Source organism: Streptomyces sp. NPDC052299 (genome assembly GCF_040679335.1).
GTDB lineage: Bacteria > Actinomycetota > Actinomycetes > Streptomycetales > Streptomycetaceae > Streptomyces.
The window spans coordinates 246,026-268,689 of record NZ_JBFAUP010000008.1; the positions used below are offsets into that span (position 1 = coordinate 246,026).

At 71.3% G+C, this 22,664-nt stretch carries 20 protein-coding genes and 1 tRNA gene; 11 read left to right on the plus strand and 10 right to left on the minus strand.

What is annotated here, in order from left to right; all coding sequences use genetic code 11:
* Positions 1 to 45: 45 nt before the first annotated feature.
* Together AB0L33_RS16315 and AB0L33_RS16320 are read left to right on the plus strand one after the other, a co-directional pair.
* Positions 46 to 1,374 (plus strand): nicotinate phosphoribosyltransferase, encoded by a 1,329-nt coding sequence (locus AB0L33_RS16315; RefSeq protein ID WP_365681839.1) that lies wholly within the window; start codon positions 46 to 48, stop codon positions 1,372 to 1,374.
* Between the two features lie 84 nt (positions 1,375 to 1,458).
* Positions 1,459 to 2,043: an isochorismatase family protein gene (locus tag AB0L33_RS16320; RefSeq protein ID WP_365681841.1), complete on the plus strand. Its 585-nt coding sequence runs from the start codon at positions 1,459 to 1,461 to the stop codon at positions 2,041 to 2,043.
* Positions 2,044 to 2,061: 18 nt separating this feature from the next.
* Here the strand turns inward: AB0L33_RS16320 and AB0L33_RS16325 are convergent, their stop codons facing one another.
* Entirely contained in the window at positions 2,062 to 2,400 is a 339-nt protein-coding gene (locus tag AB0L33_RS16325; RefSeq protein WP_365681843.1) for a hypothetical protein, read from the minus strand.
* Positions 2,401 to 2,524: 124 nt separating this feature from the next.
* On the minus strand, positions 2,525 to 4,921 hold the full coding sequence (locus tag AB0L33_RS16330) for an immune inhibitor A domain-containing protein (RefSeq protein ID WP_365681844.1): 2,397 nt from the start codon (positions 4,919 to 4,921) through the stop codon (positions 2,525 to 2,527).
* A 368-nt stretch (positions 4,922 to 5,289) separates the two neighbouring features.
* On the opposite strand from AB0L33_RS16330, the gene AB0L33_RS16335 reads away from it, so the two are divergent.
* Positions 5,290 to 5,577, plus strand: a complete 288-nt coding sequence (locus tag AB0L33_RS16335; RefSeq protein WP_365681845.1) for a hypothetical protein — start codon at positions 5,290 to 5,292, stop codon at positions 5,575 to 5,577.
* 26 nt (positions 5,578 to 5,603) lie between these two features.
* Here the strand turns inward: AB0L33_RS16335 and AB0L33_RS16340 are convergent, their stop codons facing one another.
* Both AB0L33_RS16340 and AB0L33_RS16345 read right to left on the minus strand, forming a co-directional pair.
* A complete protein-coding gene (locus AB0L33_RS16340; RefSeq protein WP_365681847.1) occupies positions 5,604 to 6,263 on the minus strand; it encodes an RDD family protein in 660 nt (219 codons plus the stop codon).
* Positions 6,264 to 6,339: 76 nt separating this feature from the next.
* Positions 6,340 to 7,440 (minus strand): RDD family protein, encoded by a 1,101-nt coding sequence (locus AB0L33_RS16345; RefSeq protein WP_365681849.1) that lies wholly within the window; start codon positions 7,438 to 7,440, stop codon positions 6,340 to 6,342.
* A gap of 208 nt (positions 7,441 to 7,648) precedes the next feature.
* Here AB0L33_RS16345 and AB0L33_RS16350 point away from each other — a divergent pair, with 208 nt between their 5' ends.
* Positions 7,649 to 8,125 (plus strand): SsgA family sporulation/cell division regulator, encoded by a 477-nt coding sequence (locus AB0L33_RS16350; protein ID WP_365681851.1) that lies wholly within the window; start codon positions 7,649 to 7,651, stop codon positions 8,123 to 8,125.
* A gap of 26 nt (positions 8,126 to 8,151) precedes the next feature.
* Here AB0L33_RS16350 and AB0L33_RS16355 read toward each other — a convergent pair whose 3' ends face one another.
* A complete protein-coding gene (locus AB0L33_RS16355) occupies positions 8,152 to 9,519 on the minus strand; it encodes an FAD-linked oxidase C-terminal domain-containing protein (RefSeq protein ID WP_365681853.1) in 1,368 nt (455 codons plus the stop codon).
* A gap of 97 nt (positions 9,520 to 9,616) precedes the next feature.
* Between AB0L33_RS16355 and AB0L33_RS16360 the strand changes: the two genes are divergently transcribed.
* Complete coding sequence (locus AB0L33_RS16360) at positions 9,617 to 11,320, plus strand: tetratricopeptide repeat protein (protein WP_365681855.1); 1,704 nt, start codon at positions 9,617 to 9,619, stop codon at positions 11,318 to 11,320.
* Positions 11,321 to 11,386: 66 nt separating this feature from the next.
* Here the strand turns inward: AB0L33_RS16360 and hppD are convergent, their stop codons facing one another.
* Entirely contained in the window at positions 11,387 to 12,580 is a 1,194-nt protein-coding gene (gene hppD / locus AB0L33_RS16365) for a 4-hydroxyphenylpyruvate dioxygenase (RefSeq protein WP_365681857.1), read from the minus strand.
* Positions 12,581 to 12,710: 130 nt separating this feature from the next.
* On the opposite strand from hppD, the gene AB0L33_RS16370 reads away from it, so the two are divergent.
* The 5 genes from AB0L33_RS16370 to AB0L33_RS16390 are packed head-to-tail and all read left to right on the plus strand — an operon-like array spanning position 12,711 to position 16,941.
* Positions 12,711 to 13,184 carry an Lrp/AsnC family transcriptional regulator gene (locus AB0L33_RS16370; protein ID WP_018100765.1) on the plus strand — a complete coding sequence of 158 codons (474 nt, stop codon included), beginning with the start codon at positions 12,711 to 12,713 and terminating at the stop codon, positions 13,182 to 13,184.
* Between the two features lie 14 nt (positions 13,185 to 13,198).
* Entirely contained in the window at positions 13,199 to 13,846 is a 648-nt protein-coding gene (locus AB0L33_RS16375) for an ABC transporter permease (protein ID WP_018100766.1), read from the plus strand.
* Positions 13,839 to 15,089 carry a betaine/proline/choline family ABC transporter ATP-binding protein gene (locus tag AB0L33_RS16380; protein ID WP_365681859.1) on the plus strand — a complete coding sequence of 417 codons (1,251 nt, stop codon included), beginning with the start codon at positions 13,839 to 13,841 and terminating at the stop codon, positions 15,087 to 15,089. Before AB0L33_RS16375 ends, AB0L33_RS16380 begins: the two co-directional genes overlap by 8 nt.
* A complete protein-coding gene (locus AB0L33_RS16385; protein ID WP_365681861.1) occupies positions 15,086 to 15,967 on the plus strand; it encodes an ABC transporter permease in 882 nt (293 codons plus the stop codon). The genes AB0L33_RS16380 and AB0L33_RS16385 overlap by 4 nt, the downstream gene beginning before the upstream one ends.
* On the plus strand, positions 15,964 to 16,941 hold the full coding sequence (locus AB0L33_RS16390; protein ID WP_365681863.1) for a glycine betaine ABC transporter substrate-binding protein: 978 nt from the start codon (positions 15,964 to 15,966) through the stop codon (positions 16,939 to 16,941). Before AB0L33_RS16385 ends, AB0L33_RS16390 begins: the two co-directional genes overlap by 4 nt.
* A gap of 27 nt (positions 16,942 to 16,968) precedes the next feature.
* Here AB0L33_RS16390 and AB0L33_RS16395 read toward each other — a convergent pair whose 3' ends face one another.
* The 4 genes from AB0L33_RS16395 to AB0L33_RS16410 form a co-directional block, all read right to left on the minus strand.
* The gene (locus tag AB0L33_RS16395; protein WP_365681865.1) at positions 16,969 to 17,742 is read right to left on the minus strand and encodes a S16 family serine protease; all 774 of its coding nucleotides are present in this window, start codon (positions 17,740 to 17,742) and stop codon (positions 16,969 to 16,971) included.
* 102 nt (positions 17,743 to 17,844) lie between these two features.
* Positions 17,845 to 18,486 carry a helix-turn-helix domain-containing protein gene (locus AB0L33_RS16400; RefSeq protein WP_266746457.1) on the minus strand — a complete coding sequence of 214 codons (642 nt, stop codon included), beginning with the start codon at positions 18,484 to 18,486 and terminating at the stop codon, positions 17,845 to 17,847.
* A 434-nt stretch (positions 18,487 to 18,920) separates the two neighbouring features.
* Positions 18,921 to 20,702: a DEAD/DEAH box helicase gene (locus AB0L33_RS16405; RefSeq protein WP_365681867.1), complete on the minus strand. Its 1,782-nt coding sequence runs from the start codon at positions 20,700 to 20,702 to the stop codon at positions 18,921 to 18,923.
* Positions 20,703 to 20,890: 188 nt separating this feature from the next.
* On the minus strand, positions 20,891 to 22,354 hold the full coding sequence (locus AB0L33_RS16410) for an MFS transporter (RefSeq protein WP_365681869.1): 1,464 nt from the start codon (positions 22,352 to 22,354) through the stop codon (positions 20,891 to 20,893).
* A gap of 183 nt (positions 22,355 to 22,537) precedes the next feature.
* Between AB0L33_RS16410 and AB0L33_RS16415 the strand changes: the two genes are divergently transcribed.
* A tRNA-Cys gene (locus AB0L33_RS16415) sits at positions 22,538 to 22,612 on the plus strand.
* The last annotated feature ends 52 nt before the right edge of the window (positions 22,613 to 22,664 follow it).

Below are 22,664 nucleotides of genomic sequence, written 5' to 3' on the forward strand. Positions count from 1 at the left end.
ACCCCCATCTCGTCACTTTGACGAAATAGGGGTAGCATCCCCGGCATGAACTCTGCGGACCTTGGGCGACGGGTCGGTGTGCCCTCGACAGCGCTCTTCACCGACCAGTACGAGCTCACGATGGTGCAGGCCGCGCTGAAGGCCGGGACGGCCGGACGGCACTCGGTCTTCGAGGCGTTCACCCGCCGGCTGCCGGAGGGGCGGCGCTACGGCGTCGTGGCGGGCACCGGGCGGGTCCTGGACGCGGTGGAGAACTTCCACTTCGACGAGGAGATGCTCGGCTTCCTGCGGGACCAGGCGATCGTGGACGGGCCGACGCTGGACTACCTGGCGGACTACCGGTTCGGCGGCGACATCTGGGGCTACCCGGAGGGCGAGGTCTACTTCCCGGGGTCGCCGGTCCTGCGCGTGGAGGGCTCGTTCGCCGAGTGCGTGCTCCTGGAGACGGTGATCCTCTCGATCCTCAACCACGACTCGGCCATCGCCGCGGCGGCCTCCCGGATGTCGGCGGCGGCGGGCGGGCGGCGGCTGATCGAGATGGGCGCGCGCCGCACGCACGAGCTGTCGGCGGTCGCCTCGGCCCGTGCCGCGTACATCGGCGGCTTCGACACCACCTCCGACCTGGCGGCCGGCTTCCGCTACAACATCCCGACGGTCGGCACGAGCGCCCACGCCTTCACCCTGCTGCACGACACGGAGCGGGACGCCTTCCGGGCCCAGGTGGACTCGCTGGGGCGCGGTACGACGCTGCTGGTGGACACGTACGACGTGGCCGAGGCGGTCCGGACGGCGGTCGAGATCGCCGGGCCGGAGCTCGGCGCGGTACGGATCGACTCGGGCGACCTGCTGCTCGTCGCCCACCGGGTGCGCCAGCAGCTGGACGAGCTGGGCGCCACCGGGACGAAGATCGTGGTGACCTCGGACCTGGACGAGTACGCCATCGCCTCGCTGGCCGCGGCGCCGGTGGACGCGTACGGGGTGGGCACGCAGCTCGTCACGGGCAGCGGGCACCCCACCTGCTCGATGGTCTACAAGCTCGTCGCCCGCGCGGGGTCCGGCGATCCGGGCGACGAGCTGCGGCCGGTCGCGAAGAAGTCGATGGGCGCGAAGTCCTCCAAGGGCGGCCGCAAGTGGGCGGCGCGCCGGCTGGACGAGGAGGGCGTGGCCGAGGCCGAGGTGATCGGCACCGGGCCGGTGCCCGCCGGCCTGGCCGACCGGCAGCTGCTGGTGGAGCTGGTCCGGGGCGGCGAGGTGGTGGCCCGTGAGCCGCTGGACGCGGCGCGGGACCGGCACATCGCGGCGCGGGCGGGTCTGCCGTTGTCGGCGATGCAGCTCTCGCGCGGCGAGGCGGTCATCCCCACGGAGTACGCGTGACGGGCGCGCTTGATTGAACCGCTGGAATCTCTAGGCTCGGGACCGTCCCCGTACCGCTCCCCCACTCCCCGAAGGACAGCCACCATGCACCGCGCCTTGATCGTCGTGGACGTTCAGAACGATTTCTGTGAGGGCGGGAGCCTCGCCGTGGCGGGGGGTGCCGATGTCGCCGCCGCCATCACCGACCTGATCGGCGAGAGCCGGCCCGCCTACCGGTACGTGGTGGCCACCCGGGACCACCACATCGATCCCGGCGACCACTTCTCGTCGGCGCCCGACTTCGAGCACTCCTGGCCGCCGCACTGCGTGGCCGGTACGGAGGGCGTGGGCTTCCACCCGAATTTCGCCCCCGCGGTCGCCTCCGGGGCCATCGACACGGTGTTCGACAAGGGTGCCCACGCGGCGGCGTACAGCGGCTTCGAGGGCCTGGACGAGAACGGCACCGGTCTCGCCGAGTGGCTGCGCGAGCGGGACGTCCGCGAGGTCGACGTGGTCGGCATCGCCACCGACCACTGCGTGCGCGCGACCGCGCTGGACGCCGTCCGCGAGGGCTTCGACACGCAGGTGCTGCTGGACCTGACCGCGGGCGTCGCCGGGGCGACGACGGACCGGGCGCTGGCCGAGCTGCGCGGCGCGGGCGTGAAGCTGACCGGCAAGCCGGTCGTCTGAGCGTCCCGGGGGCCGGGGTCAGCCCCGGCCGGCCGGGACCGCCGGTGCGGGCTCCAGGAGGGTGCGGATGGGGTGCCAGAGCTCCTGCGCGCAGCCGGGTCTCGCGCGCCACAGGACGCCGTCCGGGTGGTGCAGGACGGCGGTGACCTCGTCCGGGGTGGGCGGCTCGGCGTTGCCCCGCAGATAGACGGCGCGCAGGCCCAGGTTCCGCAGCCGGGTCAGGGCGCGGGACCGGTTCGCCGCGTGCACCAGGACCCGGACGGGGGCGCCCGGACCGGGGCCGTCCGCCGGGGCCGGCAGGGTGATCGCGACGACCACACTGCCGTTCGGCAATTTGCTGAATCCTCCGCCTGCCATGCGTACGCGCTCCCCCGTGAGACATCGTGTCAATAAGAAAGTGAACAGGGGCACCTAAACACGATCGGCCGCCGCCCGCTAGAGGGCGACGGCCGATCATGCTGTGACCTGCGGTTATGCGGTACTACTTCTTCGAGGCACCGACCTGGACGGTCATCGTGTCGCCGCTGAGCGGCTCGTTGACGATCGTGATCTTGGTGTTGGTGTCAGGAACCTTGACGCTTCCGGTCGGGTTCTCCTTGTACCAGTAGGTGCCCTTGTGGTCGTCGAAGGACGGGACGCCGAGCTGCGGCTTGATCTTCACGGCCTGGTCGGCCAGGTGCAGCGTGAAGCCGTCCGTCGGGTACCAGCTGAAGGGCGCGTCGAAGGGCTGGATCTTGTTGCGGATGATCGAGCCGTTCGCCCACTTCAGCGGCTTGGCGTGCGCGTCCACCGGCAGGATCAGGCCCTGACCCGGGTGCTGCGAGACGTTGTTGTCCTTCTGGGAGGTGTCCCAGAGCCAGACCAGCAGGCCGTTCTGGTACGGGAAGTGCTCGACCCAGTCCGGACGGGTGGTGGAGAACCCGAAGTTGTACGGGCCCGTCTTGAGCGTCTCGTCGTAGCTGACGTACTGACGGTTCTCCGCGAGGTAGTACTGCGGGTAGTCCTTCTCGAACGACGCGCCGACCCGCGAGAAGCCCTTGCTGGTCCAGCCGTTGTCGTCGCCCTCGGCGTTGTCCGTGAAGAGCGCGGTGCCGTCGGCGGTGACCGAGATGGTGTCGGCCGCGAAGCCCACGCCGCCCGCGCCGCCGTCGGTGGCGTAGCGGAAGCGGATGTCGATCTTCTGGCCCGCGTAGGCGTCCAGCGAGTACGACAGCTTCTGGTACTTGCCGGAGACGTCGGTCAGGGCCGGCTTGTCACTGGCGTCGCGCGGGATCGGCTGACCGTCGGCGGTGCCGTCGATCGCGGTCCAGCTGGTGCCGCCGTTGGTGGACACCTCGGTGTAGAGGTAGTCGTAGTCCTTCTCGATGTCCCACCAGCCCTGGAGGTCCAGGGACGCCTTGGACTTGCCGGTCAGGTCGACGGAGCGCGACAGCGTGTTGCTGAGGTTGTCGCCCATGTCGCTCCACCACTGCTTGGCGCCCTCGGCGGGCGTCGTGACGGCGGTGGTGACGGCCTTCTTCGGCAGCTCGACGACGAGCGCCTGCTTGTCCTTGGTGTTGTACTCGGACACGCCCAGCTTGTGGGTGGACTTCGTCGCGGCCTTGGCCTCGGCGTAGTTCAGCCAGCCCAGCTGGAGCTTGTCCCAGGCGGTCATGTCACCGGGCATGTCCCCGATGCTGTTCTTGCCGGTGCCGAGCCAGGAGCCCGCCGACATCAGCGACCAGAAGCCGACCGAGTTCTCGGCGGTGTTGGTCGTGTCGTAGAGGTCCGGGAGACCGAGGTCGTGGCCGTACTCGTGGGCGAAGACGCCCAGGCCGCCGTTCTCGGGCTGCGCGGTGTAGTCGCCGACCCAGATGCCGGTGTCGCCGATCTCGGTGCCGCCGGCCTTGTTGTTGGCCGGGCCGGTGGCGCCGGCGTTGGTGCCGTACGCGTACCAGCGGTGCGCCCAGATGGCGTTGGTGCCCTCGACGCCGCCGCCGGCCGACTCGTCCTCGCCCGCGTGCACGATCTGGAAGTGATCGATGTAGCCGTCGGGCTCGTTGAAGTCGCCGTCGTTGTCGTAGTCGTAGCGGTCCCACTGGTCGTACTGCGCCAGGTCCGCCTTGATCTGCTCCTGCGTACGGCCCTTGGCCTTCTGGTCCGCGGCCCAGGCGTTGACGCCGTCCCTGATCATGTCCCAGGCGTTGGCGCAGTTGGTCGAACCGCAGTAGTTCGAGCCGTAGCGCGCCTCGTTGTAGGGGACCTTGACCCAGTCGGAGACCTCACCGTCGACCGAGTAACGGCCGGACGAGGTCTTCTCGTAGTACGTCTTCAGAGAGTGCTTGCCGGCACCCTCGCCGAAGTACAGGTCCTGGAAGTGCGCCTGGTTGTAGTCGGCCTGCCAGGCGGTGCTGTTGTCCTTCTTCGGGTCCGGCTGGGCGATCTGGTTGTGCAGCGGTCCCGGCGTGCCGCCGTACTTCTTGACGGGGGGCTTGGGGCCCGCGCCGTCCGGGTCGTACGTGGTCGTGTCGTCGACCTTGTCGCCGAACTCCACCAGCACGGTGAAGATCTTGTCGGTCTTCTCCCGGCCGAGCTCGACGTACTTGTTGCTGTCGAGCTTGACGACCTTGGAGCCCTCGCGCGACGAGACCTTCTTGTCGCCGGATATGACCTGTTCCAGGGCAGCCTGGCGCTGAGCGGCCTGCTGCTTGCTGAACGGGCCCTCCAGGTCGTGGTCGTTGCCCTTGGCCGACCCCGGGTCCCGGCGGTCGATCGAGGCAGCGGTGCCTGACGCCTGGTCATCTGCCTGAGCGGTGGCGAAGGCGGATGCGGTCGCGGCGGTCGCGGCCATGGCCACGACAACCGCTCCGGTCCGAAGCGCCCGTCTCTTAATGATCACGTGATGCAGTCCTCCCCGGCGCCCGCGGCGACGGCCCGGGAGTGTGGAGAGGCCGCGCGCGGAACGCGTCACAAGTGACGACATTCGACCGGAGTTACGGAAGAAAAGACAGACCTTGACTTGAACGGAGCAAGTGCACTATGCAGGAGCACCACTCCGGTATGCGGACGAGACGTTCGCCACCCACCGGCGCGTCAACCCCCCGCAGGAGCGCGGGAGATGACTCCGTGCGCCCCCCATGCACCGGCACTGTGGGTTAGGTTACGCTTACCACCCGTTCCTCCAGGGCATCCACCGTCATAGAGTCGCTTGACAGCGCGACCGTGTTGAGAGACCGCCCATCCGACGTCCCGAGGACGGAAAACGCCATGCCGCGTCCCACTGCCGCACAGCTCTCCTACGGTTCGGTCACCGTCGTCCTCTCGACCCTGGCCATGTTGCTGCTGTTCCGGACCACTTCGGGCATCGGTGTCGCCGCCGTCGGCACGGTCGCGCTCGCCCTCGGACTCGCGGTGTCCCTCACCCTCCCCGCGAGGTCCCGCCGGCACACGGCGAGGGCGGCGAGGACGGCCGCCCCGGTGTCCGCACACCGTGGCACCGCGCCCGCCGCCCGGGACGAGGACCGCTCGCCGGTCTCCGCGCAGAGCCTGCGCTGAGTTCCGGGCCGGGTCCGGGTCGAGCCTCAGTTGACGGTGACCACCACCGTCTTGGCCGCCTTGTCCTGGAGCCCCTGCCGGTAGGGCTTGTCGGTGAACATCAGCACGATGTTGATCAGCCACCACAGGCACGGGCAGCACAGCAGTGCCGGCAGCCACAGCACCACGGCCCGCAGGAACGCCGCGCCGGTGTCCGGCACCCTGCCGTCGTTGAGCATCGCGACCCGCATCTTCAGCAGCCGCTTGCCGAGCGTGCGGCCGTCCTTGTGCGTGAAGTACGTGTCGTACGCGACGTAGCAGACGAGCCCGATCAGCGACCAGACCAGCTGGTGCCCGCTGTAGGTCTGGGCGAAGACATCGCTGACGTCGTCGTTGCCGTTGCTGTCCGACACCTCGACCGCGCCGCCCCACGGCAGCGAGATCAGGTACAGCGGGATGGAGATGATCAGGAAGTCGATCAGCCGGGCCAGGATGCGCTTGCCGGGCTCCGCGAGCGGCGGCATCCCCGCCAGCGGGTCCGCTCCGCCGTACGGGCCGCCTCCCCCGTAGGGTCCCGGATCGTACGGCGGTGGCGGCGGCGGTGCGCCGTAGGGCGAGCCGGACGACGGCGGCTGGTCCCCGGGCGGCTGCTTCCTGAACGGGTCGTCCTCGGGCGGCTGACCGGGCGGCGGCTGATCGTTGCTCATGGGGGCAGTGCATCGCGGGGCCCGGGGCCCCGCAACGGCTCAGGTGCGTTCGGGGGACGGCGTCCGGCGGATGGTGTCAGCCCGCGACGAAGGTGCGCGCCGCCTTGTCGTGCCAGCACTGGCGCCACGGCCGGTCCACCAGGCACCACAGCACGCCGGCGATCCCGACGACGAGGACACCCGGCACCCCGAACACCAGCCAGCGGCGCAGCGCGGCGCCGAAGCCGGGGGTCTCGTGGGACTCGATGTCCCGTACGTCGACGCCGCACAGCTTCTTGCCGAGCGTACGGCCCCACTTCGCGGTCGGCAGCGCGTCCAGGAGTACGCCCAGCACGAGGAACACCCCGAGCAGCGCGCCGCCCAGCGCGGCCGTGGTGGAGTCCAGCAGCCAGACGGTGACCGTCTCACCGCTCTGCCTGGCCGCGTCGAGCTTCCCGTCGATGTGGTCCACGGCCCGGCCGGCCAGCGGCACGGCGGCCACGGCGGTGAGCGCGCCCAGCACGAGAGTGTCGATGAGGCGGGCGGCGACCCGCTTGCCGAGCGGGGCGGGGCGACCGGACGTGCGCGCCGCGACGAGGTCCCGGAAGGGGTCGTTGGCGGGGGGCCTCCACGGGGTTACCGGTGCGGGGCGCGTGCGGAGGGTCAACGTGCCTTCAGCCTGGTCCGGCTCACCGGTTCCGTCCTCAATCGCCGGACGGGCTTGATTTGGCTGGACGAGCTGGTCAGCCGCAGCCAGTTGCGCCTCAGCCCGTTGAAACCCAGCCCGTCCGGCGTTTGAGGACGGAACCCTCTGCGCGGGGGGCGCCGCGTCCTCGGGGGGCGGGGCCGCCGGTGCCGCCGCGGTCCCCGGGGCCTCCGCGCCGCCCCAGGAGACGCGGTGGTCCCGGTCCCCGGCGAAGCCGGACTGGTGGGAGGCGTCGGCCTGCCAGGCGGTGGCGGGTTCGGGGCGGCCGTCCTCGGGGCCCTCCTCGTCGAGGAACACCGGCCCGGTCTCCTCGACCACCGCCGGCTCCGACGGTTCCGCCTGCCCCGTCGGCTCCGGCTTCGGGGCCGGGCGGCTGGAACCGGGCACCCAGGAGTTGCCGTTCCAGTAGCGGACGTAGCCGGGGATGGACGGGTCGGGGTAATAGCCCTCGCGGGGGCTCTCGTCACCGGGTGCCGGGGTTGGGGCGCTCATCACCGTGGTCCCGTATCTCTTCGCGGCCTCAATACAGGGGTCCACATCTACCAGACGGGCGCGTACTCCCGTGCCGGTCCGGCCGTTTGGCCCTCTTTCCGGTCACGCGAACTTTTTTCGCGAAGTCGCGTAATGGATGGCGTGCGGCGCGCTCTCACCTGTGCGGGCCGGTCGTGGGACCGGCCCCGGACAACGGAAGGACGCCGTCATGCACACCGTCGTGGAACGCGAACTGGAGCTCAAGCTGGTCCTCTCGCCGGAGCGCAGCATCCCCGTACCGGCCAGGCTGACGTACCGCACGGAGGACCCGTACGCGGTGCACATCACCTTCCACATCACCTCGGACGCGCCGGTGTACTGGACGTTCGCCCGGGACCTGCTGGTGGAGGGGGTGTTCCGGCCGTGCGGGCAGGGGGACGTGCGGATCTGGCCCACCAAGGTGGACGGGGCCAGTGTCATCTGCGTGGCGCTGACCTCCCCGGACGGCAACGCGCTGCTGGAGGTGCCGTCCGCGGCCGTCGCGGTCTGGGTGGAGCGGACGCTGCGCGTGGTGCCGCCGGGTACGGAGACCGAACGGCTCGGCATCGACGAGGGGCTGGCCGAACTCCTCGCCCCGCTGCCCGCCGACGACCTGTGGATGAGCGACCCGTGGCCGTCGGACGAGTCGCAGGACGGGGAGGGTTGAGGAGCGCGGGCCGGGACCGGGGCCGGTCAGAACACCTTGCCCGGGTTGAGCAGCCCGAGCGGGTCGAACGCCTGCTTGATGCCCCGGTGCAGCTCCACGCCGGTCTCGCCGAGTTCGCGGGCCAGCCACTCCTTCTTCAGCACGCCCACCCCGTGCTCGCCGGTGATCGTGCCGCCGAGCGCGAGACCGAGCTCCATGATCGCGTCGAAGGACTCCCGGGCCCGCCGGGACTCGTCGGCGTCGGCGGGGTCGAAGCAGACGACGGGGTGGGTGTTGCCGTCGCCCGCGTGGGCGCAGACGCCGATGGTGAGGCCGTACGTGCGGGCGATCTCCGCCGTGCCCGCCAGCATCGCACCGAGCCGCGAACGCGGTACGCACACGTCGTCGATCATCGTCGCCGGCTTGACGGTCTCCAGCGCGGTCAGCGACATCCGCCGGGCCCGGAGCAGCATCTCGGACTCGGCCGCGTCCTCCGCCGGGACGACCTCCGTGGCACCGGCGGCGGTGCACAGGTCGGCGACGGCGGCGAGGTCGGCGGCCGGGTCCGGGGTGTCGAAGGCCGCGAGCAGCAGGGCCTCCGTGGTCTCGGGGAGACCCATGTTCGCCATGCGGTTGACCGCCTGGACGGTCGTACGGTCCATCAGTTCGAGGAGTGACGGGGTGTGGCCGCTCTCCATGATCCGGCAGACCGCGTCGCAGGCGCCCGCCGCGTCGGCGAACTCGGCGGCCAGGACGAGCTGCCGGGACGGCCTGGGTTTCAGTGCGAGGACGGCCTTCACGACGATCCCGAGGCTGCCCTCGGAGCCGACGAAGAGGCGGGTGAGGTCGTATCCGGCGACGCCCTTGGCGGTGCGGCGGCCGGTGGTGAGCAGGCGCCCGTCCGCGAGGACGACGTCGAGGCCGAGGACGTATTCGGCGGTGACCCCGTACTTCACGCAGCACAGGCCGCCGGACGCGGTGCCGATGTTGCCGCCGATGGTGCACGTCTCCCAGCTGGAGGGGTCCGGCGGGTAGTACAGGCCGACTTCGTCCACCGCGCGGGACAGCACGGCGTTGATCACCCCGGGCTCCACGACGGCGACCCGGTCGACGGGGCTGATCTCCAGGATGCGGTCCATCTTCACCAGGGAGAGCACGATGCAGCCGTCCGTGGCGTTGGCGGCGCCCGACAGGCCCGTGCGGGCCCCCTGCGGGACGACCGGGAGGCGGAGCGCGGTGGCGGTGCGCATGACGTGCTGGACCTGCTCCACGGTGCGCGGGAGCACGACGACGGCGGGGGCACCGGCCGCGCAGAAGCTCGCCATGTCGTGGGCGTAGGAGGCGGTGACGTCCGGGTCGGTGATCAGTGCCTCGGCGGGAAGACCCGCCCGCAGCCGTTCGAGGAGATCGTCCATGATCCAAGCGTGACACCCGGGCCCATTGGTGTGAACCCGTCTGCGGCGGCGTTCCCAAGGCTCGGTGTGATCTTCATACTGACGCACAGTGAGCGGCATGGATCTCACGCCTCAGCAGCCCCCGGGGGCCTCCGGGCCCGAGTACTCCTTCGACACCGACTGGTCCGCCCCGGACGCCTCCCCGCCGGACCCCGCGTCCCCGGCCGAACCCCCTCCCCCCACGATGCGCACGACGCTGCGCCGGGCCGCCTTCGGCATGGTGGCGGGCGCGGTCCTGGTGACGGGCGCGGTGGTCGCGGTGCCCGACGACGACAAGGACGCGGCACCGCCCGTGGCAGGGCCGGTCTCGCGCGCGATGTCCGCGACGGCCGCGGGCTCCCCCGCCTCGCTCGCCGACCTGAGGGCGCTCATCGGGGACCGGCAGAAGTGGGTGGGCACGCACCCCTCGGACGCGGACTCCTGGGCGGTGCTCGGGTCGGCGTACGTGGAGGCGGGGCGGCGGGCCGCCGATCCGGCGTACTACACCCGGGCCGAGCAGGCGCTGAAGCGGTCGCTGGACGTGCGCCCCGGCGAGAGCGGCAACACGGCCGCCTGGGTGGGCCTCGCGTCCCTGGCCAACGCCCGCCGCGACTTCGTGACCGCCAAGAAGTGGGGCGAGACGGTCCGGAAGCGCACGCCGAAGGAGTGGACGGTCTACCCGCAGCTGATCGACGCCTACAACGGCCTCGGCGACCAGAAGTCCGCCATCACGGCGGTCGAGCGGTTCACCGAACTGCGGGCCGGGGTCCCGGCGCTGGGCCGGGCCGCCGAGATGTACCGCGACCGGGGCTGGCGCGAGGACGCGCTGGCCACCGCGCAGGACGCGGCGAACCGGGCGAAGGCACCGGCCGAGAAGGCCGCCTGCCTGTCCAGGCTGGGCGACCTGGCCTGGGAGCGCGGCGAGCCGGAGGAGGCCGTGGCGCAGTACGGGGCGGCGCTGCGCGTCGAGAAGGGCCACCAGCCCTCGCTGGCCGGGCGGGCCCGGGCGCTCGCGGCCCTCGGGCGCACCGACGAGGCCGTGCGGGACTACCAGGCCGCCCTGGCGAAGTCGCCGCGCCCCGGCTACCTGCTCGAACTGGGCGAGCTCTACGAGTCGTTGGGGCTCGACGGCGACTCGGTGGGCCAGTACGAGAAGCTGCGGGCGGCCCTGGACCGGGGCAAGGCGCGTGGCGTGGACGAGTCGCTGCTCCTGGGCCGCTTCGAGGCCGCGCACGGCGACGCGGAGGCGGCGGTGGGGCTGCTGCGGGCCGAGTGGCAGCGGGGCCACCGCAGCCCGGCGGTGGCGGACGCGCTGGGCTGGGCGCTGCACCGGTCGGGCGACTCGGACGGGGCGCTGGAGTACGCGCAGCGGGCGGTGGACTCGGGCGGGCAGAACGCCTCGTACGCCTACCACCTGGGGATGGTGCAGCGCGCGCTGGGCGACTACGGCTCGGCGCGCCGCCAGTTGGAGGGGGCGCTGCGGACCAACCCGAAGTTCTCGCCGCTGGACGCGCCGCTGGCCCGGGAGGCGCTGGACGACCTGGGCGAGCCCCCGGCGGGCGGCCCGGCGGACATGCAGCCGCCACCGGCCCCTGAGCCCCCGGCACCACAGGCCCCGGCGCCCCAGGCCCCCGCACCGCAGGCCCCGGCGCCCCAGGCCCCCGCACCGCAGGCCCCGGCGTCCGGGCAGCAGCCCGCGCCCGGCGGGGGTACGGCGGCCGCGGCGGCCGTCGCGCAGGCCCCCGTAGAGCCGTCCCCGGCACCGGCCGCGGCCGTTCGCTGACGCAGCGGCACACGGACGGAGGGGCGGGCCGGAAGGCGGCCCGCCCCTCACTCAGGTCCTCACGCGTCAGAGGTTGCCGCGCTTCTCCTGCTCGCGCTCGATCGCCTCGAAGAGGGCCTTGAAGTTGCCCTTTCCGAAGCCCATGGAGCCGTGGCGCTCGATCATCTCGAAGAAGACGGTCGGGCGGTCCTGGACCGGCTTGGTGAAGATCTGGAGCAGGTAGCCGTCCTCGTCGCGGTCCACGAGGATCTTCAGCTCGCGCAGGGTCTCGACCGGCACCCGGGTCTCCCCGGCCCACTCGCCGAGCGTGTCGTAGTACGAGTCCGGGGTGTCCAGGAACTGCACACCGGCGGCGCGCATCGCCTTGACCGAGGCGACGATGTCGTTCGTGGCGAGCGCCATGTGCTGGACACCGGCGGCGCCGTAGAACTCCAGGTACTCGTCGATCTGCGACTTCTTCTTCGCGATGGCCGGCTCGTTGATCGGGAACTTGACCTTGAGCGTGCCGTCGGCAACGACCTTGGACATCAGCGCGGAGTACTCGGTGGCGATGTCGTCGCCCACGAACTCCTTCATGTTCGTGAAGCCCATGACCTTGTTGTAGAACGCGACCCACTCGTTCATCCGGCCGAGCTCGACGTTGCCGACGCAGTGGTCGATGGCCTGGAAGAAGCGCTTGGCCGGCGGCTCGACGATCGGGGTGGCGGCGACGTAGCCGGGCAGGTACGGGCCGTCGTAGCCGGAGCGCTCGACCAGAGTGTGGCGGGTCTTGCCGTACGTGGCGATGGCGGCGCGCACGACGGTGCCGTGCTCGTCCTTCGTCTCGTACGGCTCCTCGATGCCGGTGGCCCCGTGCTCGACGGCGTACGCGTACGCCGCGCGGGCGTCCGGGACCTCGATGGCGAGGTCGATCACGCCGTCGCCGTGCGCCGCGACGTGGTCCTCCAGGAAGTGGCCCCAGTCCGAGGACGCCTTCACCACGGAGGTGAGGACGAAGCGGGCGGAGCCGCTGGTCAGCACGTAGCTCGCGGTCTCGCGGCTGCCGGTCTCGGGGCCGGAGTAGGCGACCAGCTTCATGCCGAAGGCGGTCGAGTAGTAGTGCGCGGCCTGCTTGGCGTTGCCCACGGCGAAGACGACGGCGTCCATCCCCTTGACGGGGAAGGGGTCGGCCTGCCGCTCCGCTGCGCTCCGCCTCGGCTCCTTATTCGAATCCTGGCTGCCGAGCCCCGTCTCGGGGGTGCTGTGCATCGTCTCTGTCATGCCCAGAGGTTCCCGCCACTCCGCAAGGTGCGCAACAGTTCGCGAAATCACTGGTCAACCTGTACAGCTGGTGGCCATGATGGCCGGACTATCTGTACATGGTGCCCATCACACCGACGGAGGCCGGGGCATGGCGATCGACCGACTGGACGGGCGGCTCATCGTGCTGCTCGCGCGTGAACCCAGGATCGGCGTCCTGGAGGCGTCGCGCAGGCTGGGCGTGGCGCGCGGGACGGTGCAGGCGCGCTTGGACCGCCTTCAGTCGAATGGCGCCATCCGCGGTTTCGGGCCGGACGTCGATCCGGCGGCCCTCGGCTACCCGGTCACCGCGTTCGCGACGCTGGAGATCAAACAGGGCCAAGGTGCCGACGTACGGGCGCACTTGAGCGGCGTACCGGAGGTCCTCGAACTGCACACCACCACCGGGCACGGGGACATGCTGTGCCGGCTCGTGGCCCGGTCCAACGCGGACCTTCAGCGGGTGATCGACCGGGTTGTCGGATTTGATGGCATCGTCCGGGCCTCCACGGCCATCGTCATGGAGAACCCCGTGCCGCTGCGCGTCATCCCGCTCGTGGAACAGGCGGCGCGGGACACCGACTGAGCAGAGGAGGACGGGTGAGCTTCTGGGAGTACGTGGCCAACCGTCATCAGCAGTTGCTCACGGATGCCTTCCAGCACGTCAGCGCGGTCTTCCAGTGCATGGTCATCGCCACCGTCCTCGGCGTCCTGATCGGGGTCGTCAGCTATCGCAGCGGCTGGGGCTCCTCGGTGGCGATCACCTCGACGGCGACCGTGCTCACCATCCCGTCGCTCGCCGCCATCGGTCTCCTCATCCCGCTGGTCGGCCTGGGCGTCGCCCCGACGGTGATCACGCTGACGCTGTACGGGCTGCTCCCCGTCGTCCGCAACGCGATCGTGGGCCTGCGCGGCGTCGACCCGGCCCTGGTGGACGCGGCCAAGGGCATCGGGATGTCGCGGACCGCGCGGCTGTTCAAGGTGGAGCTGCCGCTGGCCTGGCCGCCGATCCTGACCGGCATCCGGGTCTCCACGCAGATGCTGATGGGGATCGCCGCCATCGCCGCGTACGCCTCCGGGCCCGGCCTCGGCAACGAGATCTTCCGGGGCATCGCCTCGCTGGGCAGCGCCAACGCGATCAACCAGGTGCTCGCGGGCACGCTCGGCATCGTCATCCTCGCCCTGCTCTTCGACGCCGCGTACGTCCTGCTGGGCCGGCTCACCATCCCGAGGGGAATCCGTGTCTGAGACCGAGGCCCTGCCGGAGCCGGTGGCCACCTCCGGCGCCGCCATCCAGCTGGAGAACCTGTCCAAGCGCTACCCGGGCAACCCGAACCCGGCCGTGGAGAACGTCTCCATGGAGATCAAGGCCGGCGAGACCGTGATCTTCGTGGGTCCGTCCGGCTGCGGGAAGTCCACCACGCTGAAGATGATCAACCGGCTGATCGAGCCCACCTCGGGCCGCATCCGGATCGACGACGAGGACGTCACCGACATCGACCCGGTGAAGCTGCGCCGGAAGATCGGTTACGCGATCCAGTCCTCCGGGCTCTTCCCGCACATGACGGTCGCCGAGAACATCGCCCTGGTCCCGAAGATGGTGGGCTGGTCCAAGTCCCGGGTGAAGGACCGGGTGGAGGAGATGCTCGACCTGGTCGGGCTCGATCCGCGCGAGTTCCACGGCCGCTATCCGCGCGCGCTCTCCGGCGGGCAGCAGCAGCGCGTGGGCGTGGCCCGGGCGCTGGCCGCCGATCCGCCGGTGCTGCTGATGGACGAGCCGTTCGGCGCGGTCGACCCGATCACCCGCGACCACCTCCAGGACGAGCTCATCCGGCTCCAGCACGAGCTGCACAAGACGATCGTCTTCGTCACGCACGACTTCGACGAGGCGATCAAGCTCGGCGACCGGATCGCCGTCCTGCGCGAGCGCTCGCACATCGCGCAGTTCGACACCCCGGAGGCCATCCTCACCAATCCGACGGACGACTTCGTCTCCGGATTCGTCGGCGCGGGCGCGGCGCTGAAGCGGCTCAACCTGACGCGCGTGCGCGAGGTGGAGATCGCGGACTTCCCGACCGTGACCGTGGACGACCCGCTCCAGTCGATCTTCAACAAGCTGCGCAGCGGCTCGCACAACGAGCTGCTGATGCTGGACCGCCGGGGCCGCCCGTACAAGTGGCTGCGGCGCGGCGACCTGATGCGGGCCCGGGGCTCCCTGGCGCGCGCCGGGCAGCTGGTCCACGACACGGTGACCCGCGACGCGACGCTGCACGACGCGCTGGAGGCCGTGCTCACCGACAGCGGCGGGCGGGTGGCGGTGACCGGGCGGCGCGGTGAGTTCACCGGGGTGGTGGACATGCACACCCTGATGAACTCGGTGCACGAGCTCCTGGAGGCGGACCGGCTGACCGCCATCGAGCACCAGCACGACCTGGAGGAGCTGCGCGTCCACCAGACCGCGGAGGAGCTGGAGGGCGGTGCGGGCGCATGACCCCCGACTCCCCCTCCGGCTCCTCCCGCGCACGGCCGCCGGGCGAGCACGACGTGAAGGGGCACGCCTTCCGCGACGAGGAGGCGGACGCGGAGGCGGAGGCGGAACAGCGGCCCGCCCCGCAGCCGGCGAAGCCGGCGCGGCGGATCACCTGGCGGAAGCTGGTGGTGCTCCCGGCGGTCCTCGCGGTCGTCCTGGTCCTCACGTACGTCTGGATCGAGAACGTGCACCTGGACTCGATCGCGGAGAACTCGATCGCCGGTGACACCGTCGAGGTGCGCTGGTGGCAGCACGTGAAGCTGACCGCGATCTCCACCTTCTGGGTGCTGATCATCGCCATTCCGCTGGGCATCGCGCTGACCCGGCGCGGGCTGAGCAGGGCGGCCCCCGTGGTGACGGCGATCGCCAACATCGGGCAGGCGACCCCGGCGATCGGTCTGCTGGCACTGCTGGTGATCTGGCTGGGCATCGGCCCGTCGACCGCGATCACCGGCATGGTGATCTACGCCGTGCTGCCGGTGCTGTCCAATACGGTCGCCGGTCTCAAGGCGATCGAGCCGAACATGGTGGAGGCCGCGCGCGGCATCGGGATGTCGGCCATGGGCACCCTGACCCGGGTCGAGCTGCCCCTCGCCGTGCCGTTGATCCTCGCCGGGGTCCGGACCGCGCTCGTGCTGAACGTGGGCACGGCGACCCTGGCGACCTTCGGGGGCGGCGGCGGGCTCGGCGACCTGATCACCTCGGGCATCCAGACCCAGCGCATGCCGGTCCTGGTGCTGGGCTCGGTCCTGACGGTGGTGCTGGCGCTGCTGGTGGACTGGCTGGCCTCGCTGGCCGAGGTGGCGCTGACCCCGCGCGGGCTGGAGGTGGGGCGATGAGGACGCGGACGCGTGGGACGCTCGCGGCAGGGGCCGCGCTGTCGCTGGTGCTGGCCGGGTGCGGGCTGAAGAGCGGGTCGCCGATGGTGGACGACGTGGTGCCCGGGTCGGTCGGGCAGGGGCAGCCGCTGGACGGCGCGTCGCTGACCGTCACCTCGAAGAACTTCAGCGAGAACATCATCCTGGGCCAGATGATCGGGCTGATCTTCAAGGCGGCCGGGGCGGAGGTCCTGGACCGGACGAACCTGCCGAGCTCGATCAGCGCCCGCGAGGCGGTCATCCAGGGCGACGCGGACGCCGAGTACGAGTACACGGGCACCGGCTGGATCACGTACCTCGGGCACGCGAAGCCGATCAAGGACCCGATGGAGCAGTGGAAGGCGGTGCGCGACGCGGACCTGAGGAACGGGGTGACCTGGCTGCGGCCGTCCACTCTCAACAACACGTATGCGCTCGCCATCAGCCGCAAGAACAACGCCAAGTACCACCTGAAGACGCTCTCCGACGTCGCGGCCCTGGCGAAGAAGAACCCGGCGGCGGTGACGGTCTGCGTCGAGAACGAGTTCGCCTCGCGCGACGACGGGCTGCCCGGCATGGAGAAGGCGTACGGGATGTCCCTGCCGGCGTCCAACATCAAGAAGATGGACGCGGGGATCATCTACACCCAGGTCTCCAAGTCCGACTCCTGCCTGCTCGGCGAGGTCTTCACCACGGACGGGCGGATCAGGGCGATGAACCTGGAGGTGCTGGAGGACGACAAGCACTTCTTCCCCAACTACAACGCGGCGCCCGTCGTCCACACCCCGACGCTGGAGAAGTACCCGGAGATCGCCGGCCTCCTCGATCCGCTCAGCAAGCGGCTGAACACGGAGGTCGCCCAGGTGCTGAACGCCAGGGTGGACGTCGACGGGCAGGATCCGCACGAGGTGGCGAAGGACTGGCTGATCGAGGAGGGGTTCATCAAGGAGGGCTGAGCCGGCCCGGCGCCTTCCCGGTCCCGGTCAGCAGCTGGGGATCCTGCCGCCGTGGTCCAGGGCCCGCAGCGAGTTCACGGCGTCCTTCAGCGTGGTGACCGGGATCAGCCGCAGACCCTTCGGCAGCTCGGACTCCGCCTCGGAGCACTCCGCCTTCGGCACGAGGAAGACGGTCGCCCCGTCCCGCCGGGCCGCCTGCGTCTTGAGCGAGACCCCGCCGACCGCGCCGACCGTGCCGTCCGCGTCGATGGTGCCCGTGCCCGCGATGGTGCGGCCACCGGTGAGGTCGCCGCCCGAGCCGTCGCCGTCCAGCTTGTCCACGATGCCGAGCGCGAAGAACAGCCCGGCGCTGGGGCCGCCGATGTCCGCCAGGTGCAGGGTGACGTCGACCGAGCCGGGTTTGCGGTCCAGATAGTTCAGGGCGGCGTCGACGGCGGCGTCCTGGGACTCCGCCATGTCGTCCAGGTTGTGCTTCTCGATCTCCTTCTCGGAGCCGCCCGTCGGATAGACGGAGTCACGGGGCAGCACGGCCCGGTCCGTACGGAACCAGCTGTCCACGACGTCCCCGATGCCGACGTCCGTCTTCGGGCCCGTCGCCACGATCGTCGTCATCCGCAGCTCGCCCTTCGTGGCGCGGGTGGGTGTGCCCTCGATGCTGATCACGGGGGTGCCCCGGTCGTCCCCGAGCACGTCCGCGGTCGTCCCGGGCTGTGCCAGCGTGAACGGCAGCGGCGCGAAGGCGGCTACGCCGAGGAGGGCGACTACGGGGAGGGCGGCTAGGGCGAGGCGTTTTCTGGACACCGGTCCAATCTAACGTGCGGCCCGCCCGTCGCTCCGGGCCACCGAGGGCACCGGCCCCCGGCGAGCCGGTTCCGTCCTCGAACGCCGGACGGGCTGAAATGCTCAGCGCAACGCGTCGGCGACCTCGCGGGCCGCGTCCACCACCCGGGGCCCCACCCGCTCGGGGACGGAGTCCGCGAGCATGACGACGCCGACGCTGCCCTCCACCCCCGTCACGCCCACGAGCGCCGCCGCCGCACCGCTCGCGCCCGCTTCGAGTTCGCCGTGGGTGAGGGTGAAAGCGGTCTCGCCCACCGGCTTCTGGCGGGCGGCAAGGATCGCCCGGCCCGCGGCGCCCCGGTCGAGCGGGTGGCGGAAGCCCGCCCGGTAGGCCACGTGGTAGTCCGTCCAGGTCGGTTCGACCACCGCGACCGCCAGCGCGTCGGAGCCGTCGACCAGGGTGAGGTGGGCGGTGGCCCCGATGTCCTCGGCCAGCGAGCGCAGCGCCGGAAGCGCCGCCTCCCGGACGAGCGGGTGGACCTGGCGGCCCAGCCGCAGGACGCCGAGGCCGACCCGCGCCCGGCCGCCCAAGTCGCGGCGGATCAGTGCGTGTTGCTCCAGCGTGGCGAGCAAGCGGTAGACCACGGTGCGGTTCACGCCGAGTTTGTTGGACAACTCGGTGACCGTCAGGCCGTGGTCGGTGTCTGCGAGCAGCTTGAGGACGCGCAGTCCTCTGTCGAGCGTCTGGGAGGTCTCCGCGGTCACGACGCCCCCTCCTCCGTGGTGAGCGGCCGCGGCTGGTCCCGTGGGAGGTGCGCCACCGGTCCCGGGGCGACGCACGGAGAGGCCGCCGGCCTGGCCAAGGCACCGGCTGCGCTCCGCGGCGGCATTGCCACGGGGCGTTCACATTTTTTGGACAGTAGCGAGCGAGTCCGCTCAGCGGAAGCCCTCGTCCAGAATCCGGTCTGCCTCGAAAACCCGGTTGCGCCGTACGAGCATAAGTGCCGGTCAGCGGCGCGCGGGTCGTTCCTCGCGCATCTACGCGCGTCCATGTCGGCCGACTCTCCCGCGACGCTCCGTAGACCGGATGTGAACCGCGGTTAACTCACCGTGAAAATTTTTCGGCCGGTTCATTGATCGACAAGGCCCCGGCACCCTCATGCGGGAGGGTGCCGGGGCCTGTGGGTGCCGTACGCGGGTCAGCGCATCCGGGTTGCCCACTCCTGGACCTTCTTGATCCGCTGCTCGATCTGCCCGGCGGTCGCCTCCGCGCTCGGCGGTCCGCCGCAGACGCGGCGCAGCTCGGTGTGGATCACGCCGTGCGGCTTGCCGCTCTGGTGGGTGTAGGCGGAGACCATGGTGTTCAACTGCTTGCGCAGGCCGAGGAGTTGCTTGTGCGTGACGACCGGGCGGTCCTGGGCGGGCTTCTCCAGCAGGTCGGCCTCGGACGCGGGCTTCTGACGGCTGTGCGCGATCTGCCGGGTCTGCCGCTTCTGGAGCAGCAGCTGGACCTGGTCGGGTTCGAGGAGCCCGGGGATGCCGAGGTAGTCCTGCTCCTCCTCGCTGCCGGGGTGCGCCTGCATGCCGAATTCGGCGCCGTCGTAGAGCACCCGGTCGAAGACCGCGTCGGACTCCAGGGCCTCGAAGGGCAGCTGCTCCTCGGTCTCCTCGTCCTCCAGCTTCTCGGCGTCGGCGAGGAGCTTGTCCTCCTCGGCGAACGGGTTCTCCTCGTCGCTGCCCTTCTTGGGCTTGTCGAGGACGTGGTCCCGCTCGACCTCCATCTCGTTGGCGAACTCGAGGAGCATCGGGATGGTGGGGACGAAGACGGACGCGGTCTCGCCGCGCCTGCGGGAGCGCACGAAGCGGCCGACGGCCTGGGCGAAGAAGAGGGGGGTCGAGATCGTGGTCGCGTACACCCCGACGGCCAGCCGCGGCACGTCGACGCCCTCGGACACCATGCGGACGGCGACCATCCAGCGCGAGTCGTCCTGGCTGAACCTGTCGATCTTCTTCGACGCGGCCTTCTCGTCGGAGAGGACGACGGTGGCCGACTCGCCGGTCACCTTCTTCAGGATCTTGGCGTACGCACGTGCCGACTCCTGGTCCGTGGCGATGACGAGCCCGCCCGCGTCCGGGATGCCCTTGCGGACCTCGGTGAGCCGCTTGTCGGCGGCGCTCAGCACATTGGGGATCCAGTCGCCGGTGGGCGACAGGGCGGTGCGCCACGCCTGCCCGATGGCGTCCTTCGTCATCGGCTCGCCGAGCCGGGCCGCGATCTCGTCGCCGGCCTTGGTGCGCCAGCGCATGTTGCCGCTGTAGCTGAGGAATATCACCGGGCGCACGACGCCGTCGGCCAGGGCGTTCCCGTAGCCGTAGGTGTAGTCGGCGGAGGAGCGCCGGATGCCGTCGTTGCCCTCCTCGTACACGACGAAGGGGATCGGGTTGGTGTCCGACCGGAAGGGCGTGCCGGTGAGGGCGAGCCGCCGGGTCGCCGGGTCGAACGCCTCCTGGCACGCCTCGCCCCAGGACTTGGAGTCACCGGCGTGGTGGATCTCGTCCAGGATGACCAGGGTCTTGCGCTGCTCGCACCGGTTGCGGTGCAGCATCGGGCGGACTCCGACGCCCGCGTAGGTGACGGCGACCCCGTGGTACTCCTTGCTCAGCGGACCGGCGCTGTAGTCGGGGTCCAGCTTGATCCCTATCCGGGCGGCCGCCTCGGCCCACTGCTTCTTCAGATGCTCGGTGGGCGCGACGACGGTGACCTGCTGCACGACGTGGTGGTGCAGCAGCCAGGAGGCGAGGGTCAGCGCGAAGGTGGTCTTCCCGGCGCCGGGGGTGGCGACGGCGAGGAAGTCGCGCGGCTGCTCCTGGATGTACTTCTCCATGGCCCCCTGCTGCCAGGCTCGCAGCTTTCCGGCCGTGCCCCAGGGGGCGCGGCCGGGGAAGGCGGGTGAGAGGTGGTGGGAGGCGGTAGTAGTCACGGTCTCCGGTTCGGGTCTCTCGGGTACGTGGGCGCTGTCCGCACGGGCCGGACCGGCTCCGCACGCGATACGACAACCGGGCCACCCTACCGGTGCGACTGCCCCGCACCACGGCGTACCGCGCCACCGCACACGCAAGTGCGACGGCTCTCACACGGCGGTCCCGTGCCGCGCCGGCCGGCGCCCGCTCACCGTTCCCGCACCCGTCCCGCCACCCACGCCCCCGCCAGGGCCACCGCCGCCATCGGGAAGAAGACGACCGCGAAGGCGGCGGGGTGGGAGGTGGTGGCGGTCTTCTCCGTGGCGTCCATCGTGCCCCCGCCCAGGGCGGCGAACGCGGCGCCGCCGGCGGCCAGCAGGAGGACGTTGGAGAGGCCGTCGGAGATCTGGAGGGCGGCCGAGTTGGCCCCGGCCTCCTCGGGGGCGGACAGCTTCAGGAGCAGCACGCTGGTGGAGGCGATCACCACGCCCATGCCGAAGCAGCCGAACGCCCAGGCGACGGCCACGGTCCAGACCGGCACGGAGGCGATCAGCACGGCCGGGGCCGCCGCGATGGACAGGGCGACCAGGACCATCGCACCGACCATCAGGGGCTCGCGGTGCGGTTCCAGGCGGGGCCGGGACTGCACGTACGAGCCCAGTGCCCAGGTGCCGCCGCCCGCGGCCAGGGAGAGGCCCGCCAAGGTCGGGGACATGCCGCGCTGGGTGACCAGCATCAGCGGGACGAACGATTCGGCGGCGATGAACGACCCGGCCGCGACGCCGCGCAGCAGCACCACCGCGGGCAGCCCGCGCGCCGCGCGCCAGGTGCCCCGGGGCAGCAGCCCCCGGATCGCGGGGACGAGCAGCGCGGCCCCGGCGGCGGCCGGCAGCAGCGAGAGCCAGTTCCGCTCCTGGCCGGCGTACTGGAGGAGCCCGGCACCCAGCGAGATGCCCAGCGCGAGCGCGATGCGCCGTCGGTCGTACGCCTCCACCGGCGCCTCCGGGTCCGCCGGGCCGGACGCCATGCGCCGGATCTCGGGCAGCGCGAGCGCGAGGGGGAAGACGATCAGGACCGGGATGCCGACGAAGACCCAGCGCCAGCCCAGGTGCTCGGTGACACTGCCGGCGGCCAGCGGCCCGACGACCGAGGGGATGACCCAGCTCGCGGCGAACGCTGCCAGGATCGCCGGCCGCAGGCGCTCCGGATAGGCGCGGCTGATCACCACGTACAGCGCGACGATCACCAGCCCGCCGCCGAGCCCCTGGACGGCGCGGCCCGCGATGAACATCCACATCGAGCCCGCGGTCCCGGACAGCAGCAGCCCCGCCGCGAAGGCGCTGATCCCGGTGGCCAGCGGGGCGAGCGGCCCGCGCCGGTCGGCCCACTGCCCGGACAGCACCATGGCGAAGAGGCTGGTGGTGAAGTACGCCGAGAACGCGTACGCGTACAGCGGGATGCCGTGCAGCTCACGCGCGGCGACCGGCATCGCGGTCCCCACGGCGGTCGCCTCGAAGGCGATCAGGAACACCACGGAGACGATGCCGATGCTGAGCGCCCGGTACGTCCGCCCGAGAATGCCCTCCGGCAGCACGGGCCCCTCCGGGGCGGGGACGTCGACGTCTTTGATGAGGCGCGGGACATCGGCGTCGCGCGGTTCCAGGGCGGTCATGAGCCAAGGGTAAGGGGCGAAACACCTGATGAACCCTGTCGGTGGTCGGTCCTGCCCTCGGTCGTTGGACCTAGGACGGCTGCCGCGATCGTGAACGGCGTGTGGCAGTCGCGTTGCACGGCTCCCGGAAGCCTTGAGCGCCCGCGCGGCCGGGCCTACGGTCGGTTCAGCGACACCACGCAGGACCGTGTGCCCGAGAGGCTCAGGGGCTCGACTGCAACTCGAGTTACACCGGTTCGAATCCGGTCACGGTCTCCATGAACCGCCCGCCCCCGCGCCGGGGGCGGGCGGTTTCCGTGTGCGGGGCGCG